Raw genomic sequence first — 24,704 nt, 5'->3', positions numbered from 1 at the left:
GAGTTGGCCTATTGTATACAGTATACATGGATTGTCAAGAGCGAGTTAAGGATGCCTAGAAAAAAGGAAAGTTGCCGTTGCCACCACAAGCTGAACGCTTGCCATTTGGGGCGGTCGATAGTATCTTGAAGCGCGGAAGGAGGGCCATGGACCCCGTACGGCATTTCAAGATATCAATCGGCATCCTGGCTGTGCTCGTTACGGTCGGCACGGCCGGCTACATGGCCCTGGAAGGGTGGGAATTCCTCGACTCCCTCTACATGACGGTGATCACCCTCGGCACGGTCGGCTTCCGGGAGGTGCATGACCTCGACCACGCGGGGAAGATCTTCACCATGTTGCTGATCGTCTTCGGCGTGAGCGTCCTCGGCTACATCGTCGGCAGCCTCGCCCAGATCATGTTCGAGGGGCAGCTCCAGCGGATCATCGGGAGGAAGAAGGTGGAAAGGAAAATCGAGTCGCTCACCGATCATTACATCATTTGCGGGTTCGGCCGGATCGGCGCCCTGATCTGCCGCGAGTTCGCCGCCAAGCCCCTCCCCTTCGTGGTGATCGAGAAGTTTCCCGAGGTGATCGACAAGCTGGAGCAGGAGGGGTACCTCCATATCCGGGGTGACGCCACCGAGGACGATACCCTCCTCAGGGCCGGCATCAGGCGGGCCAAGGGGCTCATCTCCGTGGTCACCTCCGACACCGAGAACGTCTACATCACCCTCACGGCCCGGGGGCTGAACCCCAATCTCTACATCCTCGCCCGCTCCGGGGAGGAGGGGTCGGAGATCAAGCTCAAGCGGGCCGGTGCCAACAAGGTCGTCTCCCCGTACCTCATCGGCGGCAGCCGCATGGCCCAGGCGATCCTCCGCCCCAACGTGGTCGATTTCATCGAGATCGCCACCGGCCGCGAACACCTGGACCTCCAGATGGAGGAGATCAACATCCCCGAACGCTCCGCATTCGTCGGAGAGACCCTGGTCACCTCCGGCTTCCGGAAAGAGACCGGGGTCATCATCGTCGGGATCAAGAAGGCCTCGGGAAAGATGGTCTTCAATCCCCACTCCCATACCAAAATCGAGTCTTCCGACACCCTGATCGTTCTCGGCGAGCCGGCGGCCATCGCCAAGCTGGAACAGCTGGTGGCCTGCGACTCCTGCGCCGACGAGATCATCACCAGGCAGAGAAAAGAGCACCCCGACCATGACTAATCGCGTCTATGCCCACGTCCCCTACACCATGCTGGCGGAGAATCTCCCGACCATCACCGCGCGGCGGATCAACCCGGAGATCTTTTTCCCCGGCGACGCCCTCGACGGCCTCATCCCCGAGGAGGTGACGGCCGTTGCCGCCACCCTCCGCGACGCCGGCCTCCACTGCACCTTCCACGCCCCCTTCATCGATCTCAACCCCGGCTCCGTGGAGCGGCTCGTCCGCGAGGCGACCCTGCGGCGGTTCGAACAGGTCCTGGCCGCGGCCGACATCCTCCGCCCCGACGTCATCGTCTTTCATCCGGGGTACGACAAGTGGCGCTACGGTGAGAACCAGGAGAAGTGGCTCGCCCACAGCATCCAGAGCTGGGGGTGGGTCCTGGAGCGGACCGAGAAGCTCGGGACCACCATCGCGGTGGAGAACATCTTCGAGGAGGAGCCGTCGACCCTGCGGGCGCTCTTCGAGGAGATGGACCACCCCCGGCTGCGGCACTGCTTCGACGTGGGGCACTGGAACCTGTTCCACAAGGTGGGGATGGAGGAGTGGTTCGCCGCGGTGGGGCGCTTCGTGGCCGAGACCCACATCCACGACAACTTCGGGAGGCGGGACGATCACCTGCCGCTGGGGGAAGGGGCGATCGACTTCGCGCTCTTCTTCTCCCTCATGGCGCGCTACGCCCCGGACGCCGCCTGGACCATCGAGGCCCACTGCCGCGAGGCCCTGGACCGGGCGCTGGTGGCCATCGAACGGTACCGGAAATGAGAAAAGGCCCGCGCAGGCGGGCCTTTGTCACAAATTTAGCGGCTACGGCGGCAGGGTCAAGCCTCACGGGAGCATCCCGACGTCCTTCAGCCGAAGATACAACGCAAATATCGGATCGACCACCCTCCATCGCTCGCTGGTCTTCTCCTTTTCGACCAAATCCAGATCTTCCAGCTGAATCAACGAATGTCTAACGCCTCCAGCCGATCCCAGGCGGTATTTGGCGATGTAATTCGCCGCCATGGGCTGGGTTGTCGGCTCGATGGCGACGGTACGCAGGATAAGCTTCTGCTGGAGCGATAAGCCCTGGATCATCATTTCGAAAAACGGCTCTTCCATCTTCAGCATGCGCATCAGACAGTCCCTGATGGTCGTTTCGTCGACAACCTTTTCCGCGGCCTCGAACACAAGGTACGCCAGCTTCTGCACATACTGTGGATGGCAGGATACCGTCCGGACAAGCTTCAGCGCCATCTCGCGAGGGCACTTTTTCCCATTGGAGTCAAACAGCGCCGCGACAAAGCCGGCCAGTTCCTCCTCCGGCAGCGCAGGCAGTTCATAGTTGAAGGCACTCTGGAAAAAAGGGCGCTGCCGCTCGTTGAACATGCCAAGGAGTATCCGCCGTCGGCTGCCGACAAAGAAATATGATGCCTTCTGGTGCTGTATCCGCGTCCTCATGGCCGCCTCAACCTGAAGGGACTCCTTCAGCTCGACGATCTCCTGGAATTCATCGAGGACGATATTCACAAGCGACTCGCTTTGGTCGATGAACTCTCCGAGGGATTCCATCGTCTCTTCGAGTAAGGGCAACCCGTACTTCCCGGAGGAAGCAGGCTCAACACTCAACGAGACCCCGCTTTCCGCATCCGGCTTCATCACGACGCGGAAGGACCTGATCGTCCTGAGAGCAATCTTCCAGAGCGGTTCGTTCCTGTGCGTGACGGCAAAGACGGCTTTCGCCATCCGGGCGGCAATGTCATCGATCGAAGTCACCCCGTAGAAGTCGGCGAAGACGGTTATTGCTCCGTGTTTCTCCGCAAGATTGCGCTGAACGCGCAGGACCAGCGACGTCTTTCCGTACCTGCGGGGGGAATAGAGGACGACATTGCTGCCCGAAAGGGCGAAGGCCTCCAGCTCCTTCAGCTCGGTGATGCGGTTGCAGAAGGGAGCGTCCAGCGGCAGGGTGTAAGGACAGAAAGGATTTTTCATGGTGCTTTCCCAAAGCGTCGAGGCATTTTGATAAGCTGATTATAGTAGTTTTATAATAACAATTCAACCACGGAATAGCCTGAACCATCGAGGTTCACTGTCGCGAGGCGCTGGTGAACTTGCGGCAGTAGCTGACATGAAAAAAGCCGGAGCAACTGCCCCGGCTTTTTTCATGGGTCAACATCTTACTGGACTTCGCTTGCTCCACTTGACCAAGCTTACCTTATGCAACACCCTTAAGCGACAGTGTTACGGCAGGTGAGTTGGTAGCCGCCGCTCCGCCGTTAATAATTACTGCCCCCAGCGGCGGGGTAGTATCACTTTGAGCATTTGTAGCAGTAGTTAGCCGATTCCCGATTTCGTCATAAGTGTAATCAATGTATGTCCCATCGTCATAGTCAACCCGTTTTAAACGGTTCAACTCGTCATAGGTGTAGGTTGCTACCGCTGCGCCAGCCATGGATGCAAACATCACACTGATTACGGTTATAAGCAGCGCCACCAATACCTTGAATTCAGCTTTAATTGACATTTGCAGGCCCTCTCAGACAATGCATTTGTAGTATTGCATTTTTGCCAATGTTACAGCTCTGCCCCGTAGCGGCACTCCTCAGTTTAAAAAGAACCTCACGCCGAAGAGGGCGACAAAGCTGACCGGATCATATTCGCCCGTCTTCAAATTGAAAGGAAGCGGTTGGTTCGGGTTGTTAACCTCTGCCCTGGGGGCTATGATGCCTCTGAAATCGGCATTAAGGGCTATCTTTTGCGTGACAAAGAAGTCAGCGCCGGCATTCACATGTTCACCGACAACGGTTTCAATATCCAATTTATCCCTGCCTTGGTATTTGCCGTCACTAAAAATAAAATCCACTCCGGCCCCCAGGTAAGGGACAAGCATCTTTTCGGGGAAGAAGCGGTACTGGAAGCCCAGAGAAACGTTCGTAGTAGTGATTTCGAATGATTGTTGTCCCCCGAATCCCGTAAATGCATATTCAATTTTGGGAGCATGGGTAACATCAACCTCGATAGCAAGGTTGTCGGTGACGCCGCAGATAAAGCCGCCGCCTGCGACAAAGGCAGGGTCAGCTTTTCCTTTGCCGGTATCTATCGTACCTAAAGTGACTGAGGGAATTACGGTGACTGGTGTCACCGTTGTAAATTCACTGCTGGAAGGAACCATGAACCCGAGTCGTCCCGTTACGCCCAATCTGCCTTTGATGCTGTCCGCCATGGCGGTGTCTGACAGTGTGCATAAGACTGCACCTATCACAATCAAAACCAGATATTTTTTCATTTATCCCTCCGAACAATCAATTAAAAGCGCGCACAAGGGTCAGGTCTCCATTCCTCATTTAATAAGCGCGCTTTTTGCTTTATGCACCTTATCCTTGAGTTCTTCGTCCTTGTCGATCTTCCGGGAAAACCTCCGGCTTGCCTCACATATCGCCGTTTCGCCCACCTCGAACATTTTCGCCAGTTCCCGCAATCGAACCCCGCTGTACTTGTGGCAAAGATAGATACTCGCCTGCCGTGCCTGCTTTTCGTTATGTCCCATCACTGCCTTGACCGCAGCTATTATCTCTTCCGGCGAAGGCCGCACGGCAAGCTGGCGCAAGGCCGGGACATTTCTGTCCTCTTCTTTCTCCTGAAGATGTGTTGTCCGTATCTCCTCGATGAAGCCGGGACTCCCCAGCAGTGATGAACCTATCGTGCCCCCTAGCGGACTTTCGTATTCTTTCCCGATCAGGCCTTCGACAAATGTTCGATACTTCTTCCGGGCTTCCGATGCTCTTTTGCCAAAGTAGCCGAGTATGAAGTCCGTCTTCAGCCAGCTCGGCATTGCGCCGTGCCCGATGAAGCTTCGGTGGCTTGACCATCGGTACTCCTCAGGCTGTGTGACGATTCCCGCCCTGACCGGGTTCAGGTGGATGTACCGGGAAAGCTCTGCTGCATATTCGTCAGCCTCGACGAGGATCGCCTTGTACCTTCCCTGGAATAGGTGTCCCGCCCGTTTCCTCTTGACGTTGAAGTAGGTGGTGTAGGCGCCATTTATGTGCCGCATGATCTGTGACAGATTGCCTGCCGGCGTTTCCAGCAACAGGTGGTAATGATTGCTCATCAGGCAAAAGGCGTGAATTACCGCCCCATAGCGCTCTGTGGCCGATTCAAGATAGGAGAGGAATTTCTCCCGGTCTTTCCGGCTTTTGAAGATATCCTTCTGTTCGTTCCCCCTTGAGGTCACGTGGTAATACGCGCCGGGGTATTCGATGCGTAAGGGTCGTGCCATGGTCTTCTCCTCTGATCGATAGAGTTGCCTCAATCATATCAGAGAAATCCGATTTGTGAAGTATGGAGACCTGACCCCATTGGCTTCCGCAGGCTCCTCCAACGCACTCGTATAGCTTATCAATGTAAGTCGTAGTGGCGGCGGGAGTTATCTTCTTCACCCTGGCGCCGTTGCCGTCATAGATGAAGCTTGTCGCCCCCCGATTGAACGGGGCATGTTGTCATAGGTGTAGAGGATGCTGTACTGCCCGTTGTTGGTCATGTTCCCGTTGGGGTCGTACTGGAAACCGGTGCCGGTGACGCCATAGGCATGGGCCTTGCCCGGATATGGGGTGAAGCTTCTGCCTGTGAAGTTGTGCGGGAAGGATGCGTTGAGGTGGTCGGTGATACTGGTGATGTTTCCCTGGTTGTCGTAGCCATAGGAGAGGTTGATGAGCCCCTCGCCCGGGCTGTTGGTGGTGATTGAGTAAAGGCGGTTGTTGAGGGAATAGTACTGATAAATGGTGCTCACGCCGTTGCCGAAGGTAAGGGTGCCCGGTTGGCCGAGGGCGTTGTAATTGGTGAAAGTTGCATACCCTCCCGCCTGGGAGAGATTTCCGGCCGTGTCGTAGCTGTAAGTGAGGGTTTCGTTGTCCGGATAGGTAACGGTTTTCAGCCTCCCCGACTCATAGCCGAATGAAATGGGGTAGCTTACGCCGTCCACTGTCCTGACAGACCGTGTGATCCTTCCGAGACCGTCGTAGAAGTACTTCGTGTTTCCCGACTCGTCGGTCATGGTGGTGAGGCGGCCCTTGGGGTTTGTTGAAAACGACTCGTCGTAGGTAAAGACGACGTCTGTGCCGCTGGGGTAGTCCTTGAGGGTGATCCTGTTCAATGGGTCGTAGGAGAACCGGATGGTCTGGTTCCTGGCATCGGTCTGGGCAGTCAGGTTGCCGTTTGCGTCGTAGCCATAGCTCCATTCACCCATGTCAGGATCTTTCATGTAGTATTTACGGCCGAGGGTGTTGTAGCGCATCTCGGTCTGGTTCCCTTTGGCGTCGGTGACAAACCGCAGGTTGCCGAGCACATCGTATTGGAAGCTGGTGGTTGCATACGGCGTCCCAGCCTCGGTCGAACAGGCGGTATAGGTTCCAGTATACTCCTCGACCTTCTTCAGGCGGCCGTAGGCGTCCCTGGTCTTCCGCTTGCGGTGGTTGTTGGGGTCGATGGTCACCGTAACCCCTTCATCGTAGCAGGACAAAACCCGCGTATTCGGGTCGGGGCTGGTCGCTTGGGTCACGCGACCCATCGGGTCGTAGGTGAACGACTTGTACCTTGGCGTCTCGATTCCTTCAAAATAGGGGAGCGAAGTCCTGGTTACGGCACCGCGGGCGTTATACTGGGTACGGTAGGGCTTCCCTTTCATGTAGCCTGTCGGAACGTCCGCGAGGGTCTTAAGGTCGTTCAAGGTAGCCTGTTTTTTCATCACTCACAGGTACGGCGAGAAGAGCTTGGCCGCGGCGTCCCGCAGCTTGACCGGGAGGGGGCGGCCGTCCATCTCGTCGAGGGTCACCTCCCGGGAGCGGCTCCGGATCTCGGCGAAATGGCGGGCGAGGGTGCCGGCCAGCTCCCGGTCGTAGACCTCCAGGTCGAGTTCGAAGTTGAGGCGCAGGCTCCGGGGGTCGAGGTTGGCGGAGCCGATCAGGCTCCAGAGGCCGTCCACCACCAGGAGCTTGGTGTGGACGAAGGGAGGGGGCTGGTAGAAGACGCGGATCCCCTGCTGGAGGAGCTCCCAGAGGTAGGCCTGGGAGGCCCACTTGACGTAGGGGAGGTTGTTCTTCTCCGGCAGGATGAGGGTCACCTCCACCCCCCGCAGGGCGGTGGTGACCAGGGCCGCGATGAGCGCCCGGTCGGGGATGAAGTAGGGGGTCATGATCAGCACCTGCCGCCGGGCGCAGGAGATGGCCCCCATGATGATCAGCTGGAGCTTGCGGAACTCCCGGTCCGGTCCGTCGCCGACGGCACGGGCAAGTGCCGCCCCCGCCGGGGGGATGGGGGGGAAGTAGCGCTCGCTGTCGAGCAGTTCACCGGTCGCAAAATGCCAGTCCTCCAGGAAGACACGCTGCAGCTCCCCCACCACCGGCCCCTTCACCTCGAAATGCATGTCCTTCACGGCCGTCGGGCCGGAGCCCTCCAGCAGGTGGCGGTCGCCTAGATTCATCCCGCCGGTGAATCCCCGTTCCCCGTCGACGATCAGGACCTTGCGGTGGTTGCGCAGGTTCAGGTAGAGCCCCTGCCGCAGGGGGAGAAACCGGACCGCCCGGATCCGCGTCCCTTCCATCAGGACCCGGGCCCGGGGGAGGGAGTATTTTTCGCCGAGGCCGTCGACGATTACCCGCACGTCTACCCCGCGGCGGGCGGCGTCGGCCAGGGCGGCGATGAAGCGGCGGCCGGCGCCGTCGCCGTCGAAGATGTAGGTGGAGAGGTGGACCGACTTACGGGCCCCGGCGATTGCCTCCAGCATCGCGGGGTAGGCCGTATCGCCGTTCTCCAGCGGGATGACGCGGTTTCCCTCCAGGAGGGGACCGTTCGTCACGCGGTCGGCGAGGCTCCGCAGTTGTGCCATGTACTCGATGCCGGGGGGGAGGGCCGTCGCCGCATCCTGTCCGTGGACCGTCCGGAAATGCTCCGCTCCGGCCAGGCGGCGTCCGCTTTCGAGCCAGGTGCGGGCGCGGCGGGAGATCCGGTTTACCCCGAGGCACCAGTAGAAGAAGGGCCCCACGAGCGGCACGGCGAGGCTGACCATGATCCAGCCGAGGGCCGACCGGGGATCGCGCTTCATGATGAGGGCGTGGCCGGCGGTGAAGAGCGAAAGCGCCCCGATCAGCGCCGCGGTGCTCCAGAGAGCCAGGTCGTCGAGCACGGGAAGTCTCCGGGTTTCATGCAGTGACGGCGCTCTTCTTGTACCTCAAAACGCGCCGCCGTTCAACGGTGAGGTATATCCCGCAGGCGGCGGTCGGCGAAAAAAAAAGGGTAACGCTTCCGTCACCCCCAAATTCCGGAAAATCCGGCCTCGATCTGTCGTTCTCCCGCTACGATTCCCCAAGTCCGACAGCCCCCTAGATAAGGCTGTACGGCTGGGCGCGGCGTGCCCACTCGCTGTCGGGATAATCGGCCGAGAGGCGCTCGTAGGCCTCCTTCAGCAGGGAGGCATCCTTGGTACTCTTGTAGCGGCTCACCCCTCGGAGGTAGACCGCTTCGGGCGCCGAGCCGCTCTTGGGATAGCGGTTCAGGAGGAAGTCGAGGTTGACGATCGCGTCGTTGAACTCCCCCGCGGTGAAATCGATCTTGGCGATGCCGAGGGAGAGCGACGGGACGAGTTCCTCGGGGGGAAGGAAGCCGACGGTGCGGTGGTGCTCGGTGCCGTACATGTCGAGGGTGACGAGGGTCGGGGTCCAGGTGACGCGAAACTGCGCCGAGAGGGGCTGGACGTCGAACGCCACCCGCAGGGGGACCAGCCGTTCGGTGATGAAGTCGATAACCTTGCCGTTGGGATACGAGACCGCATCCATCTGTTTGCAGCCGATTCAGCCGGGGTTGAAGAAGTCGAGGAGGACGGCCCGCTTCTCCGCCTTGGCCCTGGCAAGGGCCATATCGAGGGATGTTTCCCATCTGATCTCTGCCATGGTGTCACCTCCTGGCGCGTTCGGGCGCGGCGTGCCCGCGCCGGTTTCTGTCAAGGGTAGCTCACTCCACGGGCAAGTCAAGGCACGGCGGCGACGGTTGCAGTTTCGGCGGGGAGCTCCTATAATGAGAAAAATTCCCCCCCTCACCGGACCCGGCCGCATCCCATTTTTTTCCCCTGCGCCGTGACAGAAGGAGCCCCCGTGACCCGTCCCAATCCGCGCCGCTCGGCCTATGAGATCCTCCTGCGGGTCGAGCGCGACCGCGCGTTTGCCGAGCCCCTCATTGACCGGGAGCTCGCCCGGGGGGGGCTTTGCGGCCCCGACCGGGGGCTTCTGACCGAGCTCGTCTACGGGGTGCTCCGTCGCCAGGGGAGCCTGGACCACCTGGTGGATACCTTTTCCGCCACGAAGAGCGGCAAGCTCGAACGGTCGGTGCTCCTCATCCTGCGCCTCGGCCTCTACCAGCTCTTCCACCTCGACCGGATCCCGGTCTCCGCCGCCGTGAACGAGAGCGTCAACCTGGCGAAGGAGGTGGCACCCCGGGCCGCAGGGCTGATAAACGCGGTGCTCCGCCGGGCCGACCGGGAGCGGGAGGCCGTGGTCTGGCCCGATCCGGGGCGCGATCCGGTCGGATACCTGGCGCTGCGCCACTCCCATCCCCGCTGGATCGTGGAGGGGTGGCTCGACCAGCTCGGTTTCGCCGAGGCCGAGCTCCTGGCCCGGGCCATGGCGGAACCGGCTCCCCTCACCGTCCGGGTCAACACCTTGCGCAGCAACCGCGATGAGCTGCGCGCCCTCTTTCGGGAGGGGGGCGTGGCGTCCGAACCGACCCCTTACTCCCCCGACGGCCTCCGGATCCTCTCCCGAACCGCCGTCACCCTCCTGCCCGGATTCGGCGAGGGGCTCTTCACGGTCCAGGACGAGGCCTCCCAGCTCGCCTCCCGCTTCCTCGCCCCCTCCCCCGGCGATCGTGTTCTGGACGTCTGTGCCGCCCCCGGAGGGAAGACGACCCATCTCGCCCAGCTGATGGAGAACCGGGGGGAGATCCTCGCCGGCGACGTCTCGGAAAAAAAGCTCCGGCGGATTGGGGAGAGCGTGGCCCGGCTCGGCGCGACGATCGTCCGGACGGCCCCCCTCGATGCCTCAAGCCCCGCGGCACTGGCCGACCATGGCCCCTTCGACCGGATCCTGGTGGATGCCCCCTGTTCCGGTCTCGGCGTCCTGCGCCGCAACCCGGAGGGGAAGTGGTGGAAGGAGCCCGGCGATCTCGCCCGCATCGTGGCGACCCAGCGCGCCATCCTCGATGCCGTGGCGCCGCGCCTCGTGCCGGGTGGCGTGATCCTTTACTCCACCTGCTCCACAACCCTCGCAGAGAACGAGGGGGTGGTGGAGGATTTTCTTTCGCGCTGTGATGATTTTGTGTTAGAAGACTTAAATGCTTTCTTTCCCGAGCTGGCCGAGCTCTTCACCGTCCGCGGGTTTTTCCGCAGCTGGCCCCACCGGCATGGCATGGACGGCTTCTTCGCCGCCCGTCTGAGAAAGCGCTGAAAATGGAGGTTGCAATGAAGAAGATCGCCCCATCCATCCTCTCCGCCGACTTCGCCCGCCTCGGCGACGAGGTGCGGGCCGTGGCCGCCGCCGGGGCCGACTATATCCACGTGGACGTCATGGACGGCCACTTCGTCCCGAACATCACCATCGGGCCGCTGGTGGTGGAGGCGGTCCGGAAGGTGACCGACCTTCCCCTCGACGTCCACCTCATGATCGAGAATCCCGACCTCTACATCCCCGACTTCGCCCGGGCCGGGGCCGACATCATCGTGGTCCATGCCGAGGCCACCGTTCACCTACACCGGACGGTGCAGCTCATCAAGTCCCTCGGGAAGAAGGCGGGGGTCTCCCTCAATCCGGCGACGCCGCTGGCACATCTCGACTACATTCTCGACGAGCTCGACCTGGTCCTGCTCATGACGGTCAACCCCGGCTTCGGGGGGCAGTCGTTCATCGAGGCGTGCCTTCCCAAGATCCATGCCCTGCGGGGGATGCTCGACCGGCGCGGGTGCGAGGCGGAGCTGGAGGTGGACGGCGGGGTGAAGACCGACAACATCGACCGGATCTCCCATGCGGGGGCTGACGTCTTTGTGGCCGGAAGCGCGGTGTTCAACAGCCCCGACTACGGGGCGACGATAAAAGAGTTAAAGCGCCGGGCAAAAGAGCCGATACTGTAACTATCGTTTTTCGGCCGTACCTTCACTGGCGCGATGCTGCGATGCACGATACCACGACCGAACTTGAGGCGCTGAAAGAGCGCATACGCGCGCTCCTGGCCGCCCGACAGCGGGTGCCGCTTCCCCCGGGGCCGGTGCCGGCCGCGGTCCTTCTGCCGCTCTTCGCGCAAGGGGGGGAGTACCACGTTCTCTTCACCAAGCGGACGCAGCGGCTGAACCACCATCGGGGAGAGATCTCCTTTCCGGGAGGGGTCTTCCATCCCGGCGACGGCACCCTCCGTGAAACGGCCCTGCGGGAGACGTGGGAGGAAGTGGGAATCCGGCCGGCGGACGTGGAGATCCTCGGCGAGCTGGACGATTTCAACTCGGTGTACGGCTACCTGGTGACCCCCTTCGTCGGGGTCTTCCCGGGGGGGTACCACCTCACGGTGAACCGGGACGAGATCGAGCGGATCATCACGGTTCCCCTCTCCCATCTGCTCGATCCCGGGATTTTCCGGGTCGAAGACTGGAGCTGGAAGGGCCGGGTCCACCCGGTCTATTTTTACACCTGCGGGAACGACGAGGTCTGGGGGCTCACGGCAGCCATTCTTAAACAGTTTCTGGACGAGGTGTTTCCGGGCGGGAGGGGCAGCTTCCGCCCCCGGTAAAGGCGTATGGCGTCAACGGTCCTCATAATCGACGATTCCGACACCCTGCGGGAGGAGATCCTGCGCACCGTCAAGGCGGCCTCCCTCTTCGACACCTACCTGGAGGCGTGCGACGGGCTCGAAGGGTTCAAGACGCTCCTCAACCACCGGGTCGACCTGGTCCTATGCGACCTGGAGATGCCCCGGATGGACGGCTTCCGCTTTCTCTCCATGATGCGGGCCCGGGGGGAGTTCCAGGATCTGCCGGTGATCATGCTCACCGGCCGGGAGGACCGGGAGACGAAGATCCGGGGGCTGGAACAGGGGGCGTCCGACTACGTCACCAAGCCGTTCGATGCCGGGGAACTCGTGGCCCGGGTCCGGGTCCAGCTCAAGATGAAGGCACTGCAGGACGAGCTCAAGCGGACCAACGAGCTGCTGCGCAAACTCTCCATCACCGACCCCCTCACCCATCTCCACAACCGGCGCCACCTGATGGAGACGATGGAGAAGGAGTTCCAGCGGGCCTCCCGCAAGGGGGGACACCTCTCCCTCGTGATCCTCGACATCGACTACTTCAAGAAGATCAACGACACTTACGGCCACCAGGAAGGGGACCGGGTGCTGGCGACCCTGGCGGAGATCGTCATGAAGGGGCTTCGCAGTTACGATATCGCCGCCCGTTACGGCGGCGAGGAGTTCGTCCTCCTTCTCCCCGAGACCCCCCTCCCCGAAGCGCAGGCCATCGCCGAGAGGCTCCGGGGCGAGGTGCAGGAGCACTCTTTCAACGGGATTCTCCAGGGGCAGGTGATCACCATCAGCCTCGGGGTGGCGACCTACCCCTCGCCGCGGGTCGAGAACATCGATTCGCTCTTCCGGCAGGCGGACGAGGCGCTCTACCGGGCCAAGCAGAACGGCCGAAACCGCGTCGAGATCATGGCCGGGGGGGTGGTGGAAAAGGTGGCGCCGGCGGTTGCTCAGATCCTGGTGAGCGACTGAGCGAAGCAGCGCAGGTGTAGCCGGCAGCCGCTGCAGCGGGGCGTCTTGCGGCAGTGCTCCTTGCAGTGCTCCACGATGAGGGCATGGTATTCGTTGAAGAGGGGCACCTCCGGCGGGAGGTTCTCCATGAAGAGGGCCCGGACCGCTTCGTAATCCGCCCCCGGGCCAACCAGGCCGAGGGCCGAGAAGAGCCGCTTCGTGTAGGCGTCCACCACGAAGGTCGGCTTTCCCCCCGCGTAGAGAATGATCGAGTCGGCCGTCTCCCGCCCGATCCCCCGCACCCCCAGCAGTTCCTCCCGCAGCTCCCGCCACTCCCCCGCGAACATCCGCTCCAGGCTCCCGCCGTACCGGGCGAAAAGATACCCGACGAAATCCTTGAGGCGCGCGCTCTTCACGTTGAAAAAACCCGCGGGCCTGATCACTTCCGCCAGCCTCTCCACCGGCACGTCCCGCAGCGCCTCCGGCGAGAGGAGCCCCTCCCGCTTCAGGTTCGCGATCGCCTTCTCCACGTTCCCCCAGTTGGTGTTCTGGGTCAGGATCGCCCCGACGCAGACCTCGAAGGGGGTCTCGGCCGGCCACCAGTGGCGGGGGCCGTAGCGGTCGAGGAGGATGTGGAAGATCTCCCGGAGCCGTTCCTCACTCCCCACCCGTTCCTCCGTCGCCCCCCCCCAGGATCCGCTCGTAGACCCGCCGCACTGCGCCGGTGATCTGCTCGTACTCGTCCATGAGCGCCTTGCCCGGGTGGCGCAGCTTCGGGTCGTAGCCGAGGCGCCGGGCGAGGGTGTCGAGGTACTTCTGGTCCCCCCCCAGGTCGTTGATGGAGTAGTCGTGGATGAGGCGGAGCCGGTTTTCGAGGCGGCGGAGGAATTTGTACCCCTCCTGGAGGGTGACGAAGTCGTCCTCGCAGAGCACGCTGCAAAGCCGCATCGCCTTCAGCGCCAGGAGGGTGTTGGTGCTCCGGATCTCCGGGTAGTCCACGCCGTGGCGAAGCTGGAGGTACTGGACCATGAACTCGATGTCCACGATCCCCCCCCGGCCGGTCTTGATGTTGTAGCTCCCGGCCTTCTCCCGGGCCAGTTCCACCTCCATGCGGGTCCGCAGCCGGTGGATCTCGCTCCGCACCCCTTCGTCGGCGCCGGTGCCGTAAACCGTCTCCCGGATCACCTCCTCGATCCCCCGGCGTAGCCGCTCGTCGCCGTAGACGACCCGGGCCCGGGTGAGGGCCTGACGTTCCCAGATCTGGGCCTCTTCCCGGTGGTAGGTGCGAAACGACTCCAGGGAGGTGACCAGGGGGCCGGCGTTCCCCGAGGGGCGAAGCCGCGTGTCGATCTTGTAGACGTACCCCTCGCGGGTCGCGGTGGTGAGGATGGAGATGATTTTCTGGCCGAGCTTGGCGAAGTACTCGCGGTTGGAGATCTGCCTCTCCCCCCCCTCGGTCTCACCCTGGTGGTCGTAGATGTAAATGATGTCCAGGTCCGAGTGGTAGTTGAGCTCGTTTCCCCCCATCTTCCCCATGGCGACCACGGCGAAGTGGGCCTGACGGAGGTCGCCGTCGGCGTCGCGGTACATGGGGCGGCCGAAGCGGACGAGCTCCCTCTTCGCCATCCGGCAGGCGGCGGCGAGACAGACTTCGGCGAGCCCCGTCAGCTGGTAGGTGAGCTCCGACTGGCCGAGCTTGCCGTAGATGTCGTTCACCCCGATCCGGAGAAACTCCTCGCAGCGGTAGCGGCGCAGGACGTCGAGCCGCTCCTCGTAGTCCGCCGCCGCCTCCAGCATCCCCTCCAGTTCCGCCTCCATCGCCTCCCGGTCCTTGACGTAGGTGGCATAGGCGCGGGAGACGAGGGTGTCCAGGAGCTCCGGGTGCCCGATGAAGATCTTGGAGAGGAACTCCGAGGTGGCGAAGAGGGAGACCAGCAGTTTCATGATCTCCCGGTTCTCGGCCAGAAGCGCGTAGAACGAGGAGCGGGAGCCGACGGCGCAGAGAAAGCGCTCCAGGTTGGTGAGGGCGAGGTCCGGGTCTGGGGAGGCGAAGATCTCCTGCAGGAGCAGCGGCGAGATCTTCTCCAGGAGCCGGCTCGCCCGCTCGGTGAGGTGGGCCCGGGGGGGGCCGTCGCGCAGAAGGAGCAGGTTGTCGTAGGCCGCATCCGCATTGGCGAACCCCCGCTCGGCCAGCATGTCCTTGATCAGGTCGGGGTCGGCCTGCCGGTCGAAGAAGAAGTAGATCTCGGGACGGACCTCCTCCTTCAGCTTCTCGTCGCGGGAGAGGAAAAGACCGCCGTAGATGGCGGAAACCCGGTTACGGTGCCCCTCCAGCACCTCCCGGAACCTCGCGGGCCCGTCGGGGCGGAGATAGCCGCAGCGGCGGGCCAGGGCCAGCATCTCGTCGTCCTTCTTCGGCAGGGAGTGGGTCTGGCGCTCCTGGACCACCTGGATCCGGTGCTCCACGGTCCGCAGGAAGCGGTAGGCATCGGAGAGGGCCGCCGCGTCCCCGTCGGAGATGAGCCGGGCATCCTGCAGGATCTCCAGGGCCTTGAGGGAGTTGCGGACCCGCAGCCCCGGGTTCTTCCCGGCGTAGACCAGCTGGAGGGCCTGGATGAAGAACTCGATCTCCCGGATGCCGCCGCGGCCGAGCTTGATGTTGTGCTCGCTCTCCTGCTGCCGGGCGAGCGACGCGTCGATCTTCTTCTTCATCCCCATCATGTCCTCGATCAGGTTGTAATCGAGGTACTTGCGGTAGACGAACGGCTCGATGGCGGCGAGAACCTGGTTCCCGAGCTCCAGGGAGCCGGCCACGGGGCGCGCCTTGAGCATGGCGGCCCGCTCCCACGACTGCCCCCAGTACTCGTAGTAGGTGGCGGCCGAGCGAAGCGAGCAGGCCATGTCGCCGTTCTTCCCCTCGGGGCGCAGCCCCAGATCGACCCGGAAGACGAAGCCGTCGGCCGTCACCTGGGAGAGCGCCCTGGAGACCATCTCGCCGAGCCTGACGAAGAAGGCGTGGAGGGAGATCCGTCCCTTTGCCTCGCCGCTTCCGTCGGGGAGCCCTTCCGTCTCTCCCTGGTCGGAGGAATAAAAGTAGATCAGGTCGATGTCGGAGGAAAAGTTGAGCTCCCGGCCACCGAACTTCCCCATCCCCATGATGGTGAATTCCGCCTCCCGGGGGCCGTCGGGGCTCTCCATGAGGGGGCGGCCGTGCTCCCGGACGAGGGTGCGGCGGGAGACCTCGCAGGCGATCTGGAGGGAGGCGGCGGCCAGGGCCGAGAGCTCGGCGGTCACCTCCTCCAGGGGGGCGAGGCCGGTCAGGTCCCTGCCGGCGATCCGGAGGATCTCCCGGAACTTGAACCGGCGCAGGGTCGGGAAGATGTCGGCGTAGTCGGCATCCTTCGGGACCAGGGCGCGGAGCTCGGCGAGCATCTCCGCCTCGGAACGGGTCTTGTCGATCCCCTTGCGGGTGAAGAGCTGGTGAAAGTAGGAGGGGTCGCGACAGAGGATGTTGACCAGGAACGGGGAGGAGCCGCAGATGGTGAGGAGCTGGGAGAGGCGATCCCTGCGGCCGCAGAGCTCCAGGAACTCCTCCCGCGCGACACACCCGCAGACCCGTTCGATGCCGTTCAGGGCCATGTCGGGGAGGGGGGTGGCGAGGGAGGCGCCGGCGATCTGGTGCACCAGGTGATCGGGGAGCGCCTGCTGCAGGAGTCGGAGGTTGGTCGCCGAGCGGGCGGCATAGGCGAATCCCCGCTCTTCGAGGAGCGTCACCAGCATCGGGTCGTTGTCGGTGGCGGGGGAGGCGGCCAGCGCCTCCTCCAGGCGGCGGATAAAGTCGTCGCTGCGGCTCATTGCGCCACCAGCGCCCGGAGCCCCTTCACGTAGTCCCCCCGCACCACCCCCTTCTCGGTGATGATGCCGGCGATGTAGCGGGCCGGGGTTACGTCGAAGGCGGGGTTGCGGACCCTGATCCCCTCGGGGGCCACGGGGAGGCCGTGGAGGTGGGTCACTTCCCGGCCGTGGCGCTCCTCGATCGGGATCTGGTCGCCGCTCTCCAGGGAGAGATCGAGGGTGGAGGTCGGTGCCGCCACGTAGAAGGGGATGCCGTTTTCCTTCGCCAGGACCGCCACGCTGTAGGTGCCGATCTTGTTGGCGGTGTCGCCGTTGGCGGCGATCCGGTCGGCCCCCACCACGCAGCAGGTGATCTCCCCCTTCTTCATGAAGAAGCCGGCCATGTTGTCGGAGATGAGGGTCACGGGGATGCCGTCCTTCATCAGCTCCCAGGCGGTGAGCCGCGCCCCCTGGAGCCAGGGGCGGGTCTCGTCGGCGAAGACCTGGATCTGCTTCCCCGCTTCATGGGCCGCCCGGATCACCCCGAGGGCCGTGCCGTAGCCGGCCGTGGCGAGCCCGCCGGCGTTGCAGTGGGTGAGGACCGTGGCCCCCGCGGGGATCAGCGCCGCGCCGTGACGGCCGATGGCCTTGCAGAGCGCCAGGTCCTCCTCCTCGATCCGGATCGCCTCCGCTTTCAGGAGCTCGCGGATCTCGTCGAGGGAGCGCTCCCGGTTCGCCTCGGCCAGCCGCCGCATCCGCTCGATGGCCCAGAAGAGATTCACCGCCGTGGGGCGGGTGCGGGCCATGACGTCGCAGACGTTGTCCAGCTCCCGGAAGAAGGAGTCGTGGGAGTCGGCGACGATCTCCCGGGCTCCCAGGGCGACCCCCATGGCCGCCGCCACCCCGATGGCCGGCGCCCCCCGGATGATCATCCCCCGGATCGCCTCGGCCACCCCCTGGTAGCCGGTGTACTCGCAGTAGACCTCCTCGCCCGGAAGCCGGGTCTGGTCGATCATGATTACCTTGTCATCGCGCCATTCTATGGTTCGGAAGGACATCTGTCACGCTCCCTTGAGCTTCTTCATCAGCAGCTCGTTCACCACCGCCGGGTTCGCCTTTCCCTTGGAGGCCCGCATCACCTGGCCGACGAAGAAGCCGAAGACCTTCTCCTTGCCGCCGCGGAACTCCTCCACCTGACCCATGTTGGCCGCCATGATCTCGTCGATGATCCGCTCGATCTCGCCGGTGTCGGAGACCTGGACGAGCCCCTTCTCCTCCACGATGGCCTCCGGTGCCTTGTCGCTCGACCACATCTCGTCGAAGACGGTCTTGGCGATCTTCCCCGAGATGGTCCCCTTCTCGATGAGCTGGAGCAGCGCCGTGAGACGCTCCGGCGTGACCGGGCACTCCGCGATCCCCTTCCCTGCCTCGTTGAGTGTCCGGGTCACCTCCCCCATCACCCAGTTGGCGGCCCCCTTGGCCGGGGCGCCGAGGGCTATGCACGCCTCGAAGTATTCGGCCATCTCCCGGGTGGCGGTCAGGACCTCGGCATCGTAGTCGGAAAGCCCCAGCTCCGAACGATAGCGGCTTCGCCGCGCCTCGGGGAGCTCGGGAAGGGAGAGGGCCACGTCGGCGACCCAGTCGTTGGAGATCACCAGGGGCACGAGATCGGGGTCGGGGAAGTAGCGGTAGTCGTGGGCCTCCTCCTTGCCGCGCATGGAGCGGGTTTCGCCGGTGCCAGGGTCGAAGAGGCGGGTCTCCTGGACCACCTTCCCCCCCTCCCCGATCAGCTCGATCTGGCGCTCGATCTCGTACTCGATCGCCTGCTTCACGAAGCGGAAGGAGTTGACGTTCTTGGTCTCGGTGCGGGTGCCGAAAGTGGTGGAGCCCACCGGCATCACCGAAACGTTGGCGTCGCAGCGAAAGCTCCCCTCCTCCATGTTCCCGTCGCAGATCCCCAGGTAGACCACGATCTGGTGGAGCTTCCTGAGGTAGGCCACCGCCTCGTCGGCGCTGCGGATGTCGGGCTCCGAGACGATCTCCAGAAGGGGCGTGCAGGCCCGGTTGAGATCCACCCCGGAGCCGCTCCCCAGGCCGGGGATGTCGCTGTGGACGAGCTTGCCGGCGTCCTCCTCCATGTGGATGCGGGTGATGCCGATCCGCTTCACCGAATTCGCCTTCAAACGTCTGCCGGCGTTGACTTCGTCATCAGCTCCTCGACGTACATCTGAGTACGCCCGCGTCGCTTCTTCCTTGCCGCCTTGGCAGCCGCTCGAAATCGAATTCAGATCAGTGACCTCGATGTCGAGGTGGCCGTTCTGGCAGATGGGGAGCTCGAACTGGCTGATCTGGTACCCCTTGGGGAGGTCGGGGTAGAAGTAGTTCTTCCGGGCGAAGACGCTTCGTGGCGCGATCCGGCAGTTGGTGGCAAGCCCCGCACGGATGGCGAACTCCACCACCTTCTTGTTGAGGACCGGCAGCGCCCCCGGCATCCCGAGGCAGACGGGGCAGGTCTGGGAGTTGGGAGCGGCGCCGAACTTCGTCGAGCAGCCGCAGAAGATCTTGGTGTCGGTCTTCAGCTGGACGTGGACTTCGAGACCGATTACGGGTTGGAATCTCATGGGTTTCTCCGGATGGTAACGTAGGGGCGATCCTTGTGATCGCCCGATTCATCGCGGGCGAATACAAGATTCGCCCCTACGGACATCTAAATCTGTGCCTTGCGCTGGTGCCACGCCGTCGCCTGCTCGAAGGCGTGGGCGGCGCGCAGGATCGTCTCCTCCCCGAAGGGGCGGCCGATGAGCTGCAGACCGATGGGGAGGCCATTACCGCTCATGCCGGCGGGGACGGAGACGGCGCAGGTGCCGGCCAGGTTCACCGGGATGGTGAAGATGTCGGAGAGGTACATCTGGAGCGGATCGCGCGTCTTCTCGCCGATTCGGAAGGCCGGGGTCGGGGCCACCGGGGTGAGGATGGCGTCGACGGTTTCGAAGGCCTTCAGGAAGTCCTGCATGATGAGGGTGCGGACCTTCTGGGCCTTGAGGTAGTAGGCGTCGTAGTAGCCGGAGGAGAGGGCGTAGGTGCCGAGCATGATCCGCCGCTTCACCTCGGCCCCGAACCCCTCGGCCCGGGTCTTGCGGAACATGTCGATGAGGCTCGCCGCCCCTTCCGCCCGGTGGCCGAAGCGGACCCCCTCGTAGCGGGCGAGGTTCGAGCTCGCCTCGGCGGTGGCGACGAGGTAGTAGGTCGCCACGGCGTAGTCGGTGTGGGGAAGCGAGATGTCGATGAATTCGACGCCGAGCCCCCGGTAGGTCTCGATCGCCTCGTCCAGGGCCATTTTCACGTCCGGGTCGAGCCCCGCGATGTAGTACTCCTTCGGGAGCCCGAGCCTGAGCCCCTTCACGTCGCCGGTGAGGGCCTTCGTGTAGTCGGGGACCGGGAGGTCGACGCTGGTGGAGTCCAGGGGGTCGTGGCCGGCCACAGCCTGGAGCATCAGGGCGCAGTCGGTCACGTCCCGGGTCAGGGGGCCCACCTGGTCCAGGGACGAGGCGTAGGCGATGACCCCGTAGCGGGAGACCCGGCCGTAGGTGGGGCGAAGTCCCACGCAGCCGCAGTGGGAGGCGGGCTGGCGGATGGAGCCGCCGGTGTCGGTCCCAAGCGTCGCCGTGGCGGTACGGGCCGCGATGGCCGCCGCCGAGCCGCTGGAGGAGCCGCCCGGGATGCATTCCAGGTTCCAGGGGTTGCGGGTAGGGCCGAAGGCGCTGGACTCGCCGGAGGAGCCCATGGCGAACTCGTCCTGGTTCAGCTTCCCGACGATCACCGCCCCGGCCTCCTTCAGCCGCGCCACCGCCGTCCCGTCGTAGGGGGGGACGAAGTTTCCGAGGATCCGCGAGGCGCAGGTGGTGCGGATCCCCTTGGTGACGAAGATGTCCTTGAGGCCGATGGGGATGCCGGTCAGCGGGGCGATGTCGCCGGCCGCGATCCGCCGGTCCGCGTCTTGCGCCGCCGCCAAGGCTTCCTCGGGGGTGACCGTGATGTAGGCGTTCACCTTGGGGTCCACCGCCTCGATCCGGGCGAGCAGCGCCCTCGTCGCCTCCACGGAGGAGACCTCCTTCCGTTTCAGCCGGTCGTGCAGTTCGTGGATGGTCAGATCATGAAGTTCCATCAGAATCTCCGTCTGGGGGGGCATGTAGGGGCAAACCTTGTGTTTGCCCTCATTCGGGCGATCACAAGGATCGCCCCTACGGATATTTTATTCGATCACCTTCGGTACCCGGAAGAACCCCTCCACCCGGTCGGGGGCGTTGGCGAGAGCGTTCTCCACCCCGATGGAGGGGCGGACCTCGTCGTCGCGGAAGGCGTTTTCCACCGGCACCGCGTGGGAGGTGGGGACGATGCCGCTCGTATCCAGTTCGTTCAGTTTCTCCACGTAGGCGAGGATGGCGTCCATCTGGCCGGTGAAGGTCTCCGTCTCCTCCGGGGTCAACTCAAGGCGGGCCAGGAGGGCAACGGCATCGACTTCGGCTTTGGTTATCTTCATGGGGCAGTCTCCGTTGGGTGCAACAGATGAAAATGAACGGTATTTTGTAGCACGGATGGAGGGAAATGACAAGGCGGGGGGGGATGACGAAAGGTCGGCTGCTGGTTTCAGCGACGTTGATCGATCTTGAGCACGCCGGCGGCCCGGGAGAGAACCTCCTGCGGCATCCCCAGGGCCAGCTTCAGGGCCACGTCCTGGTCCCAGGGGTTGCGGATGGCGGCCAGCCGCCGGGCCTCGGCCGGTCCGAGCCGCAAGAGGTGGAACCAGGGGGAGGTGAGCCCCGTGGCCGGTAGGGGCATGTCGGTGCCGTAGAGGAGCCGGTCGTGGATCTCCCCGTGTCCCAGGACCCGCTGCAGGTGCCCCGGGCGGTTTAGCTGGGTGAGGGTCGAGATGTCGGCGTAGAGGTTCGGAAATCGGGCGAAGAGGGGGAGGATGCGGCCCAGGTTCGCCTCCCCGTGGCTTCGCCCGCTGGAGGCGCAGTGGGCGGCAATGACCGTCACCCCCTTCTCCAGGGGGAGGCGGAGCCGCGCCGGGTCTGCCAGGGCATTGTCGGCCCGGGTGAAGGACTCCTCCAGGCCGGTGTGGGTGAGAAGCGGCAGATTCAACGCGACCAGGCGCCGGTAAAACGGGATCAGCCGCCGCTCCGCCGGATCTATCCCCTGGATGGATGGTAGCCACTTCACCAGCACCGCCCCGGCCGCGGCAGCGGCGTCGAGCCGCTCCAGGGCGTCGGGACGAAGGGGGTTGACACTGGCGCCGAGGAAGAGATTCGGATACTGCCGGCATCCTTCGGCCAGGAATTCATTGGGGATGTGGAGCTCGGTCCGCTCCCGGTCCAGTTCTCCGCGGCCGTCCACCACGCCGTCCAGGGCGAGCACCACGGCGGCCTGGACCCGGGACGAGGCGGCCAGCCGTTCGGAAAGGCGCCGCAGCACCAGGGCATCCCCCTCCCGCTCCAGCTCCGCATCGGTCACGCCGAAGGAGTTGAGGTAGAAGCGGTACTTCCAGCTCCGGCGCAGCCGCGGCGATATGAAACAGCCGCTGCCGCCGGCGCCGATGCCGGCAGCGTGGCAGTGGATGTCGATGACGGTCATGGTCGGTGCCGCAACGCCATCAGACCCGTTCCAGCCCGGCAAAGCGGACCAGGAGCTTCTTCGGCCCCACGGAGCCGAACCAGACGATCACCTTCTGTTCGTCCCCCTTCCCCTCGATCTTGCGGATGGTGCCGACGCCGAACTTGCCGTGGCGCACCTTCATCCCGAGCCAGATGCCGCCACCTTCCGGCTCGTCGGGGACCACCTCCACGTCGCCGAAGTCGGGCTCCATCTCCTCCTCGAATATCGAGGCCAGGTTGTGGCGCGACGGTTCCTCACCCCTCACCGGTTGGGCGAAGCCCGACCCCTCCTCCAGGTCCAGGAGGTCCCGGGGGATGTCGGCGATGAAGCGCGACGGCATGTTCACCTGGTCCTGGCCGAAGATCCGGCGCCGCCGGGCGTTGGTGAGGAAGAGCCGCTCCTTGGCCCGGGTCATCCCGACGTAGCAGAGGCGGCGCTCCTCCTCCATCCCTTCCGGGTCGTCCAGGGAGCGGACGTGGGGAAAGAGCCGCTCCTCCATCCCGATCATGAAGACCAGGGGAAATTCCAGCCCCTTGGCGGCGTGGAGCGTCATGAGGGTGGCCGATTCGCGCCGGCCGTCGTTGCGCTCCAGGTCCGAGACCAGGGAGACCTGTTCCAGAAACGCGGCGAGCCCCTTCTCCTCGCTCGTCCGCTCGAACTCCTCCATGGCCGAGACCAGTTCCCGGAGGTTGTCGAGGCGGTCGCTGGCCTCGTCGGTCCGCTCCTCCTTCAGCCGGGCGGCGTAGCCGGTCTCCTCGATGATGCGCGAGGCGAGCTCCGACAGGGGGACCGTATCCGCCAGGGAGGCGAAGCGCTCCATGAGCTGCACGAAGCCGGCGATCTTCCCCCGGGGACCGGCGGCCAGAACCCCGCCCGTGGCCGCCTCCCGCAGGGCGTCGGCGAGGATGTACCCTTTGCGGGCCGCAAGCTCCGCCACCCGGTCGACGGTGGCGTGGCCGATCCCCCGGGCCGGGACGTTGATGATCCGCCGCAGCGACACCTCGTCGGCCGGGTTGGCCAGGACCCGCAGGTAGGCGAGGATGTCCTTCACCTCCAGCCGCTCGTAGAACCGCATCCCCCCCACCATGTGGTACGGGATCCCGTCGGCCACCATGGCGTCCTCCACGACCCGGGACTGGGCGTTGGTCCGGTAGAAGACCGCCACGTCCCGCAGGTCGCCGCCGCGCCGCACATGCCGCTCGATCTCCCGGCAGACGAAGCGCGCCTCCTCCCGCTCGTCGGCGAGGCGCCGGTAGACGATCCGCTCCCCCGGCGGATTCTCGCTCCAGAGGGTCTTGGCCTTGCGCCCCCGGTTCTTCGCCACCACCCGCCCCGCGGCGGCGAGGATGTTCTGGGTGGAGCGGTAGTTCTGCTCCAGCTTCACGGTGACGACGCCGGGGAAGTCCTTCTCGAAGTCGAGGATGTTGCGGATGTCGGCCCCCCGCCAGCGGTAGATGGACTGGTCGTCGTCCCCCACCACGCAGAGGTTGCGCCGCTCCCCGGCCAGGAGGCGCACGAGCCGGTACTGGATCGGGTTCGTGTCCTGGTACTCGTCCACCAGGATCCAGCGCCAGCGCTCCTGGAATTTGCGCAGCACCTCGGGGTGCTCCTCGAAGAGCCGCACCGTCTGCATGACGAGGTCGCCGAAGTCGAGGGCGTTGCACTTCTTGAGCCGCTCCTGGTAGGCGCCGTAGACCCGGGCGAGGACTTGGCCTGTGTGGTCGCCGGTCGGGATCTCCTCCGGGGGGATCCCTCGGTTCTTGCAGTCGTCGATGGCGGCGGCGAAGGAGCGGACCGGGTAGCGCTTCTCGTCGAGGCCGAGGGAGGCGATCACCTCTTTCAGGAGCTTCTCGGCATCCTTGTCGTCGTAAATGGCGAAGGCGGGGTCGTACCCCAGGTGATGCCCTTCCCGGCGGAGGATCCGGGCGCAGGTGGAGTGGAAGGTGGCGATGAGGGGGGTCTCCCCTCCCCCCACGAGCCGCTCCACCCGCTCGCGCATCTCGCCGGCCGCCTTGTTGGTGAAGGTGACGGCAAGGATCTGCCACGGCGGCACGCCGCGCTCCAGGATCAGGTGGGCGATCCGGTGGACGATGACTCGGGTCTTCCCGGAGCCGGCGCCGGCCAGAACGAGAAGCGGCCCCTCGCCGTGGAGCACCGCCTCCCTCTGGGGGGGGTTGAGGTTTTTCAAAAGGTCCATGGGTAGTACCCCGTGATTTACGGACAAGTTTTTCAGGAAAAATGGCGCCGTGGGGGCG

Annotated in this window: 21 protein-coding genes; 6 read left to right on the top strand and 15 right to left on the bottom strand. The window is 64.2% G+C overall.

Features of this window, described 5'->3' with window-relative positions:
• Nucleotides 1–146 precede the first annotated feature (146 nt).
• Together M6689_RS14255 and M6689_RS14250 are read left to right on the top strand one after the other, a co-directional pair.
• The gene (locus M6689_RS14255) at nucleotides 147–1,202 is read left to right on the top strand and encodes a TrkA family potassium uptake protein (protein WP_298273073.1); all 1,056 of its coding nucleotides are present in this window, start codon (nucleotides 147–149) and stop codon (nucleotides 1,200–1,202) included.
• On the top strand, nucleotides 1,195–1,965 hold the full coding sequence (locus M6689_RS14250) for a sugar phosphate isomerase/epimerase family protein (protein WP_298273071.1): 771 nt from the start codon (nucleotides 1,195–1,197) through the stop codon (nucleotides 1,963–1,965). Before M6689_RS14255 ends, M6689_RS14250 begins: the two co-directional genes overlap by 8 nt.
• 63 nt (nucleotides 1,966–2,028) lie before the next feature.
• Here M6689_RS14250 and M6689_RS14245 read toward each other — a convergent pair whose 3' ends face one another.
• The 7 genes from M6689_RS14245 to bamD all read right to left on the bottom strand — a co-directional run bounded on the left by M6689_RS14245 (nucleotide 2,029) and on the right by bamD (nucleotide 9,011).
• A complete protein-coding gene (locus tag M6689_RS14245) occupies nucleotides 2,029–3,174 on the bottom strand; it encodes a hypothetical protein (RefSeq protein ID WP_298273069.1) in 1,146 nt (381 codons plus the stop codon).
• A 223-nt stretch (nucleotides 3,175–3,397) separates the two neighbouring features.
• Nucleotides 3,398–3,706 (bottom strand): RHS repeat domain-containing protein, encoded by a 309-nt coding sequence (locus M6689_RS14240; RefSeq protein WP_298273067.1) that lies wholly within the window; start codon nucleotides 3,704–3,706, stop codon nucleotides 3,398–3,400.
• Nucleotides 3,707–3,784: 78 nt separating this feature from the next.
• Nucleotides 3,785–4,468: an OmpW family outer membrane protein gene (locus tag M6689_RS14235; protein WP_298273066.1), complete on the bottom strand. Its 684-nt coding sequence runs from the start codon at nucleotides 4,466–4,468 to the stop codon at nucleotides 3,785–3,787.
• Between the two features lie 54 nt (nucleotides 4,469–4,522).
• Nucleotides 4,523–5,461, bottom strand: coding sequence for a transposase (locus M6689_RS14230; protein ID WP_298273064.1), 939 nt, complete (start codon nucleotides 5,459–5,461; stop codon nucleotides 4,523–4,525).
• 156 nt (nucleotides 5,462–5,617) lie between these two features.
• Nucleotides 5,618–6,907, bottom strand: a complete 1,290-nt coding sequence (locus M6689_RS14225) for a hypothetical protein (RefSeq protein ID WP_298273061.1) — start codon at nucleotides 6,905–6,907, stop codon at nucleotides 5,618–5,620.
• Nucleotides 6,908–6,928: 21 nt separating this feature from the next.
• Entirely contained in the window at nucleotides 6,929–8,362 is a 1,434-nt protein-coding gene (gene cls / locus M6689_RS14220) for a cardiolipin synthase (protein WP_298273059.1), read from the bottom strand.
• Between the two features lie 196 nt (nucleotides 8,363–8,558).
• Nucleotides 8,559–9,011, bottom strand: a complete 453-nt coding sequence (gene bamD / locus M6689_RS14215; RefSeq protein ID WP_298273057.1) for an outer membrane protein assembly factor BamD — start codon at nucleotides 9,009–9,011, stop codon at nucleotides 8,559–8,561.
• A gap of 315 nt (nucleotides 9,012–9,326) precedes the next feature.
• On the opposite strand from bamD, the gene rsmB reads away from it, so the two are divergent.
• The 4 genes from rsmB to M6689_RS14195 are packed head-to-tail and all read left to right on the top strand — an operon-like array spanning nucleotide 9,327 to nucleotide 12,981.
• On the top strand, nucleotides 9,327–10,673 hold the full coding sequence (rsmB, locus tag M6689_RS14210) for a 16S rRNA (cytosine(967)-C(5))-methyltransferase RsmB (RefSeq protein WP_298273055.1): 1,347 nt from the start codon (nucleotides 9,327–9,329) through the stop codon (nucleotides 10,671–10,673).
• A 14-nt stretch (nucleotides 10,674–10,687) separates the two neighbouring features.
• Nucleotides 10,688–11,353 carry a ribulose-phosphate 3-epimerase gene (gene rpe / locus M6689_RS14205; protein WP_298273053.1) on the top strand — a complete coding sequence of 222 codons (666 nt, stop codon included), beginning with the start codon at nucleotides 10,688–10,690 and terminating at the stop codon, nucleotides 11,351–11,353.
• A gap of 41 nt (nucleotides 11,354–11,394) precedes the next feature.
• The gene (locus tag M6689_RS14200; RefSeq protein ID WP_298273051.1) at nucleotides 11,395–12,003 is read left to right on the top strand and encodes a CoA pyrophosphatase; all 609 of its coding nucleotides are present in this window, start codon (nucleotides 11,395–11,397) and stop codon (nucleotides 12,001–12,003) included.
• Nucleotides 12,004–12,009: 6 nt separating this feature from the next.
• Complete coding sequence (locus tag M6689_RS14195) at nucleotides 12,010–12,981, top strand: diguanylate cyclase (protein ID WP_298273049.1); 972 nt, start codon at nucleotides 12,010–12,012, stop codon at nucleotides 12,979–12,981.
• Here the strand turns inward: M6689_RS14195 and M6689_RS14190 are convergent.
• The 8 genes from M6689_RS14190 to M6689_RS14155 all read right to left on the bottom strand — a co-directional run bounded on the left by M6689_RS14190 (nucleotide 12,960) and on the right by M6689_RS14155 (nucleotide 24,646).
• Nucleotides 12,960–13,628 carry an endonuclease III domain-containing protein gene (locus tag M6689_RS14190; RefSeq protein WP_298273047.1) on the bottom strand — a complete coding sequence of 223 codons (669 nt, stop codon included), beginning with the start codon at nucleotides 13,626–13,628 and terminating at the stop codon, nucleotides 12,960–12,962. The genes M6689_RS14195 and M6689_RS14190 overlap by 22 nt on opposite strands.
• Complete coding sequence (gene glnE, locus M6689_RS14185; protein ID WP_298273046.1) at nucleotides 13,618–16,815, bottom strand: bifunctional [glutamate--ammonia ligase]-adenylyl-L-tyrosine phosphorylase/[glutamate--ammonia-ligase] adenylyltransferase; 3,198 nt, start codon at nucleotides 16,813–16,815, stop codon at nucleotides 13,618–13,620. The genes M6689_RS14190 and glnE overlap by 11 nt, the downstream gene beginning before the upstream one ends.
• Nucleotides 16,812–17,852 carry an S-methyl-5-thioribose-1-phosphate isomerase gene (mtnA, locus tag M6689_RS14180; RefSeq protein WP_298273045.1) on the bottom strand — a complete coding sequence of 347 codons (1,041 nt, stop codon included), beginning with the start codon at nucleotides 17,850–17,852 and terminating at the stop codon, nucleotides 16,812–16,814. The genes glnE and mtnA overlap by 4 nt, the downstream gene beginning before the upstream one ends.
• 3 nt (nucleotides 17,853–17,855) lie before the next feature.
• Entirely contained in the window at nucleotides 17,856–19,415 is a 1,560-nt protein-coding gene (gene gatB, locus M6689_RS14175; protein WP_298273042.1) for an Asp-tRNA(Asn)/Glu-tRNA(Gln) amidotransferase subunit GatB, read from the bottom strand.
• Nucleotides 19,416–19,501: 86 nt separating this feature from the next.
• Entirely contained in the window at nucleotides 19,502–20,959 is a 1,458-nt protein-coding gene (gene gatA, locus M6689_RS14170) for an Asp-tRNA(Asn)/Glu-tRNA(Gln) amidotransferase subunit GatA (RefSeq protein ID WP_298273039.1), read from the bottom strand.
• An 87-nt stretch (nucleotides 20,960–21,046) separates the two neighbouring features.
• Entirely contained in the window at nucleotides 21,047–21,334 is a 288-nt protein-coding gene (gatC, locus tag M6689_RS14165) for an Asp-tRNA(Asn)/Glu-tRNA(Gln) amidotransferase subunit GatC (protein ID WP_298273036.1), read from the bottom strand.
• 107 nt (nucleotides 21,335–21,441) lie between these two features.
• Nucleotides 21,442–22,428, bottom strand: coding sequence for an amidohydrolase family protein (locus tag M6689_RS14160; RefSeq protein WP_298273033.1), 987 nt, complete (start codon nucleotides 22,426–22,428; stop codon nucleotides 21,442–21,444).
• Between the two features lie 19 nt (nucleotides 22,429–22,447).
• A complete protein-coding gene (locus M6689_RS14155) occupies nucleotides 22,448–24,646 on the bottom strand; it encodes an ATP-dependent helicase (RefSeq protein ID WP_298273031.1) in 2,199 nt (732 codons plus the stop codon).
• Nucleotides 24,647–24,704 lie beyond the last annotated feature (58 nt).

Source organism: Geobacter sp. (assembly GCF_027327745.1).
Taxonomy (GTDB): domain Bacteria; phylum Desulfobacterota; class Desulfuromonadia; order Geobacterales; family Geobacteraceae; genus Geobacter.
The sequence above is the reverse complement of the archived record's forward strand: the minus strand, read 5'-3'. Positions and strand labels throughout refer to the sequence as shown.